Genomic DNA, 12863 nt, shown 5'->3' with positions numbered 1-12863 from the left:
AGATGCCAATGGTTGGCATCTCTTGAGTATTCCTTAATATGCTAAGCGTGACTTTTCTCTGATTGCATACGGCGCTCCGTCAAATAATCGCTTTCGTAGTAAGCAAGATCATCACGTAGCTCTTCATAAATCTTGGTAATGTTCATAATGACATCACGGGCAGGACGAACCGGCTTCTTCCGGAAACGAATCGCATCCTGTCCGGTATAGGCGTAACGACCATCTTCAGAATAGCTTTCATTTTTGGGATAGAAGAAACTGTTGACACAGCGGTGATACAAATTATACAAAGCCTTCTCGGCAAAATCGATATCAAAATTAGGGCGACGCTGTACAACACCTAGCTTCTCATAGGAAACTTCAGAAAACACAAGCAAATGGCGAACATCCGACAGAAATCCTTTGTAAAAATGAACGGTTTCCTCGTCCTGTTCCGTTACCAATTGGGATAAAGCATGTTCATTCAAAAACGTTTCCATAATCGAAATAGCAGATTTCAACTTTTCTCTGGACTCTGAGCATAATTTCTGAAGATTGTCTGCTGGCATTACGATAGATCCCCCTTAAATGGTCGTGACCCTACAGGTCATATAACCTGGCGGTCGTTATAATATGTACTATCCTAACACAAATTTCGGGATAACGAAATCCCTATCATGAATACACTTACACGGTTATTTTTAGTACATTTCATTTTGCGAACTCACATCCGTTTTATCACGAAATGGAACGCATAAAAAGGATTCACTCTTCCCACGCTAAGACTACTTAAATCATGAAATGCGGCGAGGAGGAAAACTTGTGAAATCTCGTACCCTGTGGGGCATCCTAGGTGCAGCGTCAGTTCTTGGCGCGCTTCTGATCTTACTGTTCATCCCCGGTTCGAAACAGCCGGCTCCAACAGCTGAACCGGCACAGCCTTTAAGGCCCCAAGAGGAGAACAAGGCCAAACACTTTACCATGCAAAGCGATATCCAGGCAACGGATCAACTAAACCGTATTGATGCAAAAGGTCATCTGCGCAGGATGCTGAACAATAACGCTTTGCGCAGCCCAGGTCAAATAAAAGCCTATACGCAAAAAGAACAAAAGTTTCACAAACATTTTCAGCAAGTACGGTGGTATAACCTTAAGCAAAACAAAATGACAGATATACAGGGTCTGCTTCCCAAAATGAGCAAAAAAGATAAAAATTTGATTACTCATCATTTCCAAATGGCGCAGCAGAAGCTTAAACGGGGAGAAACTTATGATTCACCCAAGTTCAATGTCGCGGGGCAGCCTTATTTTGTTGTTGCCGAGCCGTCCAAGGATGGCAAATATGGCGCTGCCGCCTTGGTTAATCAAGGCATACTGCATGAAGTAAGCAATCACCAGAAGCGGAATCTGCGTTTAATTCCGTACCCGAAGGAAGGAAAATTCAAGGTCGAATCCATTCATGCGGATACCCTCTCCGACATTACCGTCAAAACCGGACATGATAATGAAAAGGCCAGTCACTTTTACGAAAATGAAATTGTAGTGTCCTTTCAAAATGAGCCGTCACAGCAGCAGCTCCTCGATATCTCTAAGGAAATATCGTGTGAAATTCCGAGGAAACTTGGGTATGCTTATGTTTTTCGTTCCAAGGATATGGACTACCTTAAACTCCGCTCCTATTTCGAGCAGAAGTGGAAACCCAAATATACCGAGCCTCACTACATCTATTTAACCAATGATCGCCCCCATCAATCCAGGGTAAACGCGGATTCCTTACCGGATGGAGCGAACGCGCAGGTCAATATCCCGAATGATTTGCTGTTTTCTCAGTATCAGTGGAATTTGCCCGTCATTGAGACGAACCGGGGCTGGGATTTATCCAGAGGCAGTGAAGATGTGATCATTGCAGTCGTTGATACAGGAGTGGATCTTCAGCATTCCGATTTGAATGGGCAGTTGGTGGAAGGGTACAACATCGTAGATAAGGACAAGCAACCCTTGGATGATGTTGGTCATGGTACGCATGTGGCCGGGATCATCGGCGCCCTGGTCAATAACGGTGAAGGTGTTGCCGGGGTAAGCTGGTACAACAAAATCATGCCGGTCAAAGCGCTTGACGGATCCGGATCAGGAACAACCTATGCCGTCGCAGAAGGGATTATTTGGGCCACGGATCACGGAGCCAAGGTGATCAATATGAGTCTAGGCAACTATGCGGATTCCCAGTTCCTGCATGATGCCGTGAAATATGCTTATGACCGTGACGTTGTCCTTGTTGCCGCCTCAGGCAATGACAACACGGAGCGCCCTGGTTATCCTGCCGCCTATCCGGAAGTGCTGGCCGTCGCCGCAACGGATTCCAATCAGAAACGGGCGGAATATTCCAACTACGGCGATTATATCGACGTGGCTGCTCCAGGGACCAATATTGCAAGCACCTTTCCAGGGAATCAATACGCGGCTCTATCCGGAACTTCCATGGCCAGTCCCCACGCAGCTGCCATGGCGGGTCTCATTCGTTCCCTGAACCCTGAACTGACCAATCAGGAAGTCATGGACGTCATGATAAACCAAGCGGTCGATCTTGGCGATAAAGGAAAAGATAAATATTACGGTCATGGTCAGATTGATATTTTCCAATCCTTGAAAGCGGTTGGCGCGCCCGAAGTCCCTCTCCAAATGTGGCCAGGTCAAACGCTTCGGAATCTGGAGCAGGAGCTTCGCAAATTAAACAGCTCAAACGAATAAAATACACGAAATAAAGCAGCTTCCGCCTCGATAGCGTTAGCTGCTTTATTCATAATCAGAGGCAAAGCGACATCACATTTATTTCTTGCGACGCGAACGGCTAGTACGTACTGCAGCTTTCTTCGAACGCTTGCCGGATACGGTAACTCCGCCATAGCCTACATTGTCGCTAACAACCTCTTCTTCGCTATACGTGTATAGATGTTTTTCTACAGGTACACAGTGAATCTTATCCACCACTTTAATCGGATGAATAACCGGTACGATTTGCGGTACATAGTGGTCTCTAACGACAACGATCGGTTCGCACACTATCGGTGACACAGGAGGACATGGATTTTCGTTATAACAAGACATGTTTTTGCATCTCCTTTCCGCTGATGATTATAGCTTATTATCCAAGGGGCTATTTGGTATGGACGATTATCCTTAAAGGGCGGATGAACTCCCAATATTTTCATAGGCCCATGAAAAAACGCGCATTTCCTTTACACACCTGATGAGGAATGTAAAGAAAATGCGCGTTATTACCGTTACGATATCCGTAAAGCAATATGTTGTTCAGTTGGGAAAGCTTTCCGTAAGCCGGGTTCTGTGCTCTTCGTGGTCATAGCGGGAACTACCCTGCCACCATGAGCGACAATCATCTATCTAGGCCGATCATTACTAATCGGCTCCAGCGACCAACCCGGACGCGCCTCGGGCTAAGGCTGTCTCCTCGAAGGAGACTGCGTCCCATTAGGTCTTGCTCCAGGTGGGGTTTACCAGGAACGAAGTCACCAGCGTTCCTCGGGGTCTCTTACACCTCGGTTCCATCCTTGCCTGTGCCACCCTAAGGCGGCCATCGGCGGTCCATTTCTGTGGCACTATCCTTCAACTCGCGCTGACTGGACGTTATCCAGCACCCTGCCCTATGGAGCCCGGACTTTCCTCTCGCGGCTTTGACGCCGCCAGCGATTGTCTGTCAAACTTTCCGGACAACATTATATATTATACAGTGATTTGAAGCGGTACACAACCCATTAAACATTAACAACAGCTGATTAATTTCCCAGCTTGGACGAAGTAATGTTCATGGTCACGTGTCAAAAAGATAACACTTTTCCATGTCTTACAATTCTGTTCTTTAAACGAACTGGAACGGCTCTGTATTGATGCGGGAAGCGACAACCCGGGTTTCGTACTTATGTTCCTGCAGTTTCTGTTCCATCCACTCGGCCACTTTGACCTTCATGATCTTCTCGGCATTATGACCCGGATCAATGATCGTAAGTCCCGCTGCGAGCGCATCCTGTGCCGTATGATAATCCACATCTCCCGTTACCAGCACATCAGCTCCTCGGAACAGTGCTTTCATCATGTAGCGTCCTCCGGAGCCCCCTATGACGGCCGCCTTGCGGATGGTGCGGTCGAGTTCTCCTACGACACGAACATGAGGGACTTCCAGCTTCTCTTTTACCACGTCTACCAGCTCAGCCAACGTCTTAGGCTCCTTTAGCTTACCGACCCGGCCAAGACCAAGGGATCTACCCTTAAGGTCCATCGCATACAGATCATAGGCAACCTCTTCATAAGGATGCGCCTTCAGCATCGCCTGGATCACTTTATTTCTGATGGCATGAGGAACAATCGTCTCGATCCGAACCTCATTTGCACGTTCCATCTTGCCTTCCTGACCTAGAAAAGGATTACTGCCTTCTCGTGGGACATAGGTGCCAAAGCCTTCGATGTTGAAGCTACAGTGGCTGTAATTTCCGATCCAGCCTGCACCAGCGCCGAGCACAGCATCCAGCACCTCTTGATGATGGCTCTTCGGCACAAATACCACCAGCTTGGACAACTGTTCATTATGCATGTCATGAATAGGCGACGTATTCTCGATTCCCAAGGCTTCCGCCATCCAATCGTTCATCCCGCCTTCGGTTACGTCCAAATTAGTATGACTTATATATACCGCAATGTCGTGTTTGATCAGCTTCTCGTATACCTTGCCCATTGGCGTATCCGTCTGCAGTTGTTTCAGCGGACGGTATATAATTGCATGATGCGCGATAATCAGGTCAGCTCCAAGCTCAATGGCTTCATCCACCACTTCATCATTGACATCCAGTGCAATCAGCACCGTGCGAATGTCCTTTTGCAATGTTCCAAGCTGGAGTCCGATTCGGTCATCGGGTTCGGCCACGTGCTTTGGGGCTAATTGCTCCATGTATTGAATTACCGTTTGTCCTTTGGCAAGCATGCCAGCACCTCCTGAATAAACTCGATATCCGATCGCATCTCACTCGCCTTATCGGCTGCCGTGGTGAGATCTGAACGGGAAAGCGATTGAAGAATATGCCCCAGCTTCTCCATCTCCGACTTCCATTTATCGTAGAACACCGGATTCGGGGACTTCGTCAGCCAAGGTCCCATACGGAAAAGCCAGTCCGTGGATAACCGGACACCGTCTCCAATCGTCCTTTCCGTGTAAACCTGCTCATTCGTCAGGTCTGTTGTATGCGAAGGCTCGGCGATCAGCACTTCATAAATTTTGCCGTCTTCCTCCAGGATCAACTCCTCGATCAGCACCCAGTCATGGGAGTACAGCCATTTGCGCAAGATATCTTCTCCTACATTTGGCTGCAGAACCAGCCTGCGGACGCCTTCCAGCTTATCGATGCCGCGGTCCAAAATCGCTGCAATTAAGCTGCCGCCCATACCGGCAATCGTAATGACGTCAGCCTCACCGGCTGAGAGTACGTTCAAACCGTCTCCTCTTCGCACGCTGATGACATCCGTCATCCCTGATTCGATGACCTGTTTGACAGCAGCATCATAAGGGCCGGGATTAACTTCACCGGCGATCGCTTGAATTGCAGCTCCGCTCTCTACGGCAGCCACAGGCAGCAGGGCATGATCGGAACCGATATCTGCAAGTCGGCTGCCGCGTGGAATCTTCTCCAGTATTTGCGTTAATCTTCTTGATAATTTCACGGTTGACACACCTTACCATTCCATATTTTCGTCCAAATCACGATCTATTCCTTACCCTAACAGAGACGATACCAAACTGCAAACCGGCAAAGCCGGTTAAAATAAGTTGTGCCAGGTCATTTGCAATGGGTCTGAAAAAGAGCTAAAATAAAGACCAATAAAACAAATGCAGGAAGAAATTCCATAACCAAGAAACTTATACATGCGATGCATAAATTCGAAAAAAAGGACCTGCTGCCGTTACTGCAGAAGGTCCGTGGATTAAGCTATTCGAGAAAATCCTTTAACCGCTTGCTGCGGCTTGGGTGACGAAGCTTACGGAGCGCTTTCGCTTCGATCTGCCGAATCCGTTCGCGTGTAACACCGAACACTTTGCCGACCTCTTCCAGTGTTCTCGTGCGCCCATCATCGAGTCCGAAACGAAGACGAAGCACATTCTCCTCGCGCTCTGTCAGCGTATCCAGCACATCTTCGAGCTGTTCCTTTAGAAGCTCGTAAGCAGCCGCGTCCGCAGGAGCAAGGGCTTCCTGATCCTCGATGAAATCGCCAAGATGGGAATCGTCTTCTTCACCGATCGGCGTTTCCAGCGAAACCGGCTCCTGGGCAATCTTCATAATCTCCCGAACTTTCTCAACACTGAGTTCCATCTCTGCAGCAATTTCCTCCGGCGAAGGCTCACGTCCGAGCTCCTGCAGAAGCTGTCTGGATACACGAATCAGTTTGTTGATGGTCTCCACCATATGCACAGGAATTCGGATGGTACGGGCCTGGTCAGCAATAGCACGGGTGATCGCTTGGCGAATCCACCAGGTTGCATACGTACTGAATTTGAAACCCTTTTTGTAATCGAACTTCTCCACGGCTTTGATCAAACCCATGTTGCCCTCCTGAATCAAATCCAGGAACAGCATTCCTCGTCCGACATAACGCTTCGCGATACTTACAACGAGACGCAGGTTGGCTTCGGCCAGACGGCGCTTGGCTTCCTCATCCCCCTGTTCAATCCGGTTGGCAAGTTCAATCTCATCATCAGCTGACAAGAGCGGAACCCGTCCAATTTCCTTCAGGTACATCCGTACCGGGTCGTTAATCTTGATCCCCGGAGGCAGTGAAAGATCGTCGTCAAACCCAAAATCCTCATTATCATGGGATTCGGAATCTCCCGATTGCCGGTGAGTACCCTCTTCATCATTCTCATTTACTACATCGATACCCAGGTCGGCCAGCTGCTCATAGAACTCTTCCATCTGCTCCGTGTCCTGATCAAATGGCGATAATTTCTCCATAATATCTTTATAGCTCAATACGGATCTCTTTTTACCCTGTTCAATCAACTGATCCTTGACTTGATCCAGCGTAAATTCCGTTTCTAGTTCAGTATGCTGATCATTCGCCATCATTCGACTCCCTCCTCCCTAGAAACAGCAATGTGCGGGGCTTCATTGTCTTTCTAGGGCGATAATCTCACTTGCAATTTGTGCGGCTCGCAAAAAATCACCTGAGCGCTCCGCTTTTATCATCTCTTCTTTTTTCTGGTCGATCTCTCTCTGCTGCGGAAATTTCAGCACCTCACGTATGCAATCATCGAGCACTTGAACATTCCACTCGGCTGGTGCTTCCATCATCATGATCGAGCTGACCGTCATTTCCAAACGATCGTCGTGCAGCGATGACATGAAACGGCTGATATCCGGAGATTTACCCTGTGCGTAAAAAGCATATAGATAAGCAGCAATTGCCGCATGATCTTCAATATTAAACGCTTCTCCCAGGCGATCGCCAACGTATCGCGCGGCCTCCGCATCCTGCAGCATCAGCGACAGCAGCCGCCGCTCTGCAGCATGGTAAGCAGGCAGAAGTACCGGGGCGGGCTGGCGCCCTTTTTTATGCCTACCATTATTCCACCTTTTTTCCTTATTATCCCCATCGCCCATCTTTTTTTGCATCGATTGCCGAAGCAGATTGCAATCCTGCTTAAGACTCTCGTAGGAAAGATGAAGCTCGGAGGACAATTCCCTCAAGTAAACTTCTCGTTCAGTTGAGGAATTCAGTACTGCGATAATGGGCAATGCCTCTTTGGCGTACGCAATCTTACCATCTTCTTCTAGCAGTATATGGTTTTTCTTCAGATATATAAGTTTAAATTTTGTTGTTGAAACAGCTGTTTCTACTACATGCCTGAAACGCTCGGCACCGAATTTGCGGATGTAATCATCAGGATCCATTCCTTCGTTCACCAAAGCGATTCGTACTCTGAGACCAACGCCTTCCAGCATTGGAATGACTTTTAACGCAGCAGCCATACCGGCTTTATCACCGTCATAGACAACAACAACTTCTTCAGCCACCGATTTCATGATTGCTACTTGGTTTTCCGTTAGAGAGGTCCCCATCGTTGCCACACCATTGTGAAGTCCTGCTTCCCATGACGAAATGACATCACCGTAACCTTCGAATAACAGAATTTGACGCAATTTGCGTATGGATGTCTTTGCCTGGTGCAGGTTGTACAATGTGCGGCTCTTATTAAATAGAAGTGTCTCCGGGGAATTCAGATACTTCGGTTGACCGTCCCCCAGTATTCTGCCAGCAAACGCAATGACCTTGCCGCTGCGGTCATGTATCGGAAACATGATTCGTCCGCGAAAACGGTCGAGATAGCCTTCTTGTTCATTTCTTGCGGATAATAAACCGCCCTTTTCCATCTCTTTCAAGTCAAAGGCTCGCTTCGTCAGGAACTGAACCAGCGTGTCCCAACGATCTGGCGCATAACCGATTTGGAACTGGTCAATCATTTTGTCGCTCATTCCACGGGATCGTAAATACTTCATGGCTTCCGTACCATGCTCCGTATTCTTCAACAGGAAATGGTACAGCTTGGCGCTAAGCTCATAGGCTTCAATCAAACGTTCTTTTTCCGGATTACGAGGAATTACGGGAACTCCTTGACCTTCCGGCAACGAGATATCATTCTCTTCTGCCATTGTCTTTACGGCTTCGGGGAAAGAAAATCCTTCGATTTCCATTCTAAATTTAATGGCGTTTCCGCCCTTACCGCAGCCATAGCAGTAAAAGATTTGGCGTTCCGGTGTAACCGTAAAGGAAGGAGTCTTCTCTGAGTGAAACGGGCACAAGCCCTTCAGGTATTTCCCTTGTTTGGTAAGATGCACGTATTTGCTGACCGTGTCCACAATATCGCTTTTGGCCAGTACTTCCTCAATGACATCATCCGGAATATTACCTTGTCCGGTACTCATCCAAACCACCTTCATCTCTTTTGGCACGTAAATAGTATTCGCTACGGGTGGACATTCTCCTGCAATTCATGCAAAAGTTTTGTCAGTTTATGTTGAAAAAAACTCCGGTCTTCGTCAAGCAGTTTTTTGGGCCCTTTGCCATACTTTCCTTGCTTCCTCGCCTTCGCCTGATGGTGACGGGAATCCAGCATGAAATCGATATCCGCATTATGGAAAATACGACCACGAAAGGATATCACATGGCATGATTTGGCAAGCGCAAGTGCAGCCAGTCCATAATCCTGCGTCACCACGATATCCCCCCTGGATATGTGGTTAGCGATGTATAGATCCGCACTTTGATCACTCCGATCCACCTGGATCGTCGTAACCCCTTCTTCTGCCTGCTGCAGATGATCATAGGAAGAAACAAGCAGTACCGGCACACGAAATGTACGAGCAGTCTCTGCGATTTCCTTCTTGACTGGACATGCATCACCGTCAACCACGATCGATATGGAGTTGCTTTCGTTCATTCGCATCACCGGCTCTTATCGTTAATCTTGGGATTCATCTTTATGCTGTATATTATTATATACGTCTTTGGCCGATTAAAATCCTGCTTATAAGAAAAACGTCTATCGACGTACTTTCACAGAAGACAGACCGCGTATAGCGGAAGTTTTTCTTGCGAGATAAGGATGGTAAGCCTCTGAAGCTTATACTTTCTTATCTCTTCAAATAAACAATGACCCTCACTTGCTTGATTCCGTCCGTTCATAGCGAAAGCGCCATCCCGTACATAACCACGGGCTGTCGCTTTCACTGAACAATGCATTATAACATTAGTAAAATCATGCTGTCACTACTACCACACTAATTTTGTGAAATCGGCATAACGCTTCAAATCTCCATCAATACCGGAGAGCAGTGCAAGACGATTGGCCCGAACCGCTTCGTCCTCAGCCATGACCATAACGGAGTCGAAGAACCCGGTTATCGGTTCTTTGAGTCCACCCAGCAAGGACAATGAACGTTCACCGTCAGCAGCTTGCAGCACGGCATGGTAATCTTCGCGAATCGCGTTCCAAGCTTCATAAAGCTTGCCTTCTTCCGTTTCCGTAAACAGTTCAGGATTGACAGCAGCCTTGCCGGCCTTGGCAGCCAAATTGCTGACCCGGTTGAAGGATTCCACCGTTGTCTTGAAGTCCTGGACATGATCCACAGCATTCATCAGCGCGTGACCGCGGGATACAACCGACACCACATGATCAAATCCGGCGGTAATCACGGCATCCACCACATCATAACGCTGATCTTCGGACAGCAGCTTCTTCACGCGAAGCCCGAAGAACTCTTTAAGGTCCTTTCGGATTTCATCCGTCGAGCGCTTCAAAACACGAATGTTCTCATGAACCTCCAGAGCCACACCGAAGACGTCCGATAATGTCACCGGGAATTTGTGCTCCAAGATGATCTGAACGATGCCCGCCGCCTGACGGCGAAGTGCGTAAGGATCCTGGGACCCTGTCGGAATGATGCCGATGGAGAAGCATCCCACAATCGTGTCGATTTTATCCGCGATACTTACGATGGATCCCACCGAGGTGGAAGGCACCGCGTCACCGGCGAAGCGAGGCTGGTAATGCTCAAACACCGCTTTGGCGACCTGCTCCTTCTCACCGGCTTTTCTTGCATAATCCTCTCCCATAACCCCCTGCAGTTCAGGGAATTCATAAACCATCTGGGTCACCAGATCGAATTTGCAAATATCGGCTGCACGGCTCACTGAATCGGCTTCGTCAGCCGAAATGCTAAGCTTCGCGGACAACTGATCGGAAATCCGGCGGATTCTGCGGACTTTATCGCCGATGGTCCCCAGTTCCTCATGGAAAACGATGCTCTCCAGCTTCGATAAGGCATCTTTGATCTGAAGCTTCTGATCTTCCTCATAGAAGAATTTCGCGTCCGATAAACGAGCCCGCAACACCTTCTCATTCCCTCTTGCGATAACGTCCAGGGAACGGCTGTCCCCGCTGCGCACCGTTACGAAGAACGGAAGCAATTGCCCCTGCTTATCCAGCACAGGGAAATACCGCTGATGCTCACGCATTGAAGTAATTAATACTTCCTGCGGAATATGGAGAAATGAGGAGTCGAATGATCCATACAGCACAGTTGGAGTCTCAACCAGGAACAATACCTCTTCGAGCAAATCATCCTTGATGGCGATATTCCAATCTTTCTCTTGGGCCAATGCCTGGATCTGCGACACAATCATCTCTTGGCGTTCATTCACGTCTACGATGACATGCTGTTCGCGCAATACGTCGCGGTAAGCGGATGCCTCAGGAATAACGGCTTCTCCGCCAAGGAAACGGTGACCACGGGTCACGTTGCCCGCCTTCACGCCCGTAATTTCCAGATCAATCGTCTCACTGCCGAGCAAAGCGACCATCCACTTAATCGGACGGACGAATTTAAATTCGTGCGCCCCCCAGCGCATATTTTTCGGGAATGTCATCGAAGTCAAAATGCCAAGAAGTCCTTCTGACAGGATCGACCTCGTATCCACGCCGACGCTGTTCTTTGTCACATAGATATACTCTACCCCGCTGAGCTCCTTAAACGTAAAACTCTCGGGATCAACGCCCTGGCTTTTTGCAAAGCCAAGCGCTGCCTTGCTCCACTGTCCGCTATCATCCAATGCGATCTTGCGGGAAGGCCCTTTCACTTCTTCGCTGACGTCCTCTTGTTTGTCCGCAACGTTCTGTACCCATACCGCCAAGCGGCGCGGCGTAGCATATGCCGTTACTTCGCCATGTCCGATTCTGGAAGCATCCAGCCATTTGACCAATTTGTCCTGAAGCTGTTCCATCGCGGCGCGCAGAAATCTCGCCGGGACTTCTTCCAGACCGATTTCAAACAATAAATCCTTAGACATGGTCTGCGCCCCCTTTCTTAATCAGCGGGAAGCCCAGCTTCTCGCGCTCCTCCAAATACGTGGCTGCAACCTGACGAGCCAGGTTTCGCACTCGCATAATATATCCCGTTCTCTCCGTTACACTGATTGCTCCTCTAGCATCCAGCAGGTTAAACGTGTGGGAGCATTTTAGAACATAATCATAAGCCGGGAATACTAAATTTTGGTTCATTGCTTTGTTCGCTTCTTCTTCATACATGTTAAACAGCGTAAACAGCATCTTCACGTCGGACACTTCAAAGGTGTACTTCGAATGCTCGAATTCCGGCTGATGGAATACGTCTCCATAGGTGATGCCGTCTACCCATTCCAGATCAAAAACGTTCTCTTTATCCTGGATGTAGGATGCAAGACGCTCCATACCATAGGTAATCTCTACAGCTACTGGGCTAGCATCAATGCCACCAACCTGCTGGAAGTACGTAAACTGCGTAATTTCCATACCATCCAGCCATACTTCCCAGCCAAGGCCCCATGCACCAAGCGTCGGCGCTTCCCAATTATCCTCAACAAAACGGATGTCATGATCAAGCGGGTTGATGCCAAGACGCTTCAAGCTCTCCAAATACAGCTCTTGAATATTGTCCGGCGAAGGTTTCAAAATGACCTGAAATTGGTGATGCTGATACAGACGGTTCGGGTTCTCTCCATAGCGGCCGTCAGCAGGGCGACGGGAAGGCTCTACATAAGCCACATTCCAAGGCTCGGGTCCGATCGAACGCAAATATGTCATCGGGTTCATCGTACCGGCACCCTTTTCCGTGTCGTACGGCTGCACGATGATGCAATTCTGTTCTGCCCAAAATTGCTGCAGCGTCAAAATCATCTGCTGAAAATTCATGATTTTAGCTCCTTTACATTCTTTTTCTAATTCATTCCGTCATACGTATCCATTCTCTGTACAACAAAAAGCTCTCGCCCTACGCCTGTTGTACAGACAT

At 48.4% G+C, this 12863-nt stretch carries 10 protein-coding genes and 1 other RNA gene; 1 reads left to right on the top strand and 10 read right to left on the bottom strand.

The features are described from left to right. Window positions 1-41: 41 nt before the first annotated feature. Window positions 42-548, bottom strand: coding sequence for a YpuI family protein (locus CRG97_RS09205; RefSeq protein WP_006209041.1), 507 nt, complete (start codon window positions 546-548; stop codon window positions 42-44). A gap of 253 nt (window positions 549-801) precedes the next feature. Between CRG97_RS09205 and CRG97_RS09200 the strand changes: the two genes are divergently transcribed. Continuing rightward, complete coding sequence (locus tag CRG97_RS09200; RefSeq protein WP_098742721.1) at window positions 802-2727, top strand: S8 family peptidase; 1926 nt, start codon at window positions 802-804, stop codon at window positions 2725-2727. A 78-nt stretch (window positions 2728-2805) separates the two neighbouring features. Here the strand turns inward: CRG97_RS09200 and CRG97_RS09195 are convergent, their stop codons facing one another. The 9 genes from CRG97_RS09195 to glyQ all read right to left on the bottom strand — a co-directional run bounded on the left by CRG97_RS09195 (window position 2806) and on the right by glyQ (window position 12763). Next, complete coding sequence (locus tag CRG97_RS09195; RefSeq protein ID WP_098742720.1) at window positions 2806-3084, bottom strand: hypothetical protein; 279 nt, start codon at window positions 3082-3084, stop codon at window positions 2806-2808. A 209-nt stretch (window positions 3085-3293) separates the two neighbouring features. Next, an RNA gene (gene rnpB / locus CRG97_RS09190) (RNase P RNA component class A) lies at window positions 3294-3700 on the bottom strand. Between the two features lie 153 nt (window positions 3701-3853). Continuing rightward, a complete protein-coding gene (locus tag CRG97_RS09185) occupies window positions 3854-4969 on the bottom strand; it encodes a Nif3-like dinuclear metal center hexameric protein (RefSeq protein WP_098742719.1) in 1116 nt (371 codons plus the stop codon). Beyond that, window positions 4945-5703 carry a tRNA (adenine(22)-N(1))-methyltransferase gene (locus tag CRG97_RS09180; RefSeq protein ID WP_098742718.1) on the bottom strand — a complete coding sequence of 253 codons (759 nt, stop codon included), beginning with the start codon at window positions 5701-5703 and terminating at the stop codon, window positions 4945-4947. Before CRG97_RS09180 ends, CRG97_RS09185 begins: the two co-directional genes overlap by 25 nt. A gap of 266 nt (window positions 5704-5969) precedes the next feature. Further along, window positions 5970-7100 (bottom strand): RNA polymerase sigma factor RpoD, encoded by a 1131-nt coding sequence (rpoD, locus tag CRG97_RS09175; RefSeq protein ID WP_076321292.1) that lies wholly within the window; start codon window positions 7098-7100, stop codon window positions 5970-5972. A 42-nt stretch (window positions 7101-7142) separates the two neighbouring features. Continuing rightward, window positions 7143-8960 (bottom strand): DNA primase, encoded by a 1818-nt coding sequence (dnaG, locus tag CRG97_RS09170; RefSeq protein ID WP_098742717.1) that lies wholly within the window; start codon window positions 8958-8960, stop codon window positions 7143-7145. Window positions 8961-9001: 41 nt separating this feature from the next. After that, window positions 9002-9481 carry a YaiI/YqxD family protein gene (locus tag CRG97_RS09165; protein ID WP_098742716.1) on the bottom strand — a complete coding sequence of 160 codons (480 nt, stop codon included), beginning with the start codon at window positions 9479-9481 and terminating at the stop codon, window positions 9002-9004. Between the two features lie 326 nt (window positions 9482-9807). Further along, window positions 9808-11883 (bottom strand): glycine--tRNA ligase subunit beta, encoded by a 2076-nt coding sequence (gene glyS, locus CRG97_RS09160; RefSeq protein WP_098742715.1) that lies wholly within the window; start codon window positions 11881-11883, stop codon window positions 9808-9810. Continuing rightward, window positions 11876-12763, bottom strand: a complete 888-nt coding sequence (glyQ, locus tag CRG97_RS09155; protein ID WP_071223067.1) for a glycine--tRNA ligase subunit alpha — start codon at window positions 12761-12763, stop codon at window positions 11876-11878. The genes glyS and glyQ overlap by 8 nt, the downstream gene beginning before the upstream one ends. Window positions 12764-12863: the final 100 nt, after the last annotated feature.

The organism is Paenibacillus sp. EZ-K15 (assembly GCF_002573715.1).
Classification (GTDB): Bacteria; Bacillota; Bacilli; order Paenibacillales; family Paenibacillaceae; genus Paenibacillus_AQ.
This window is presented reverse-complemented; position numbering and strand designations above follow the sequence as displayed.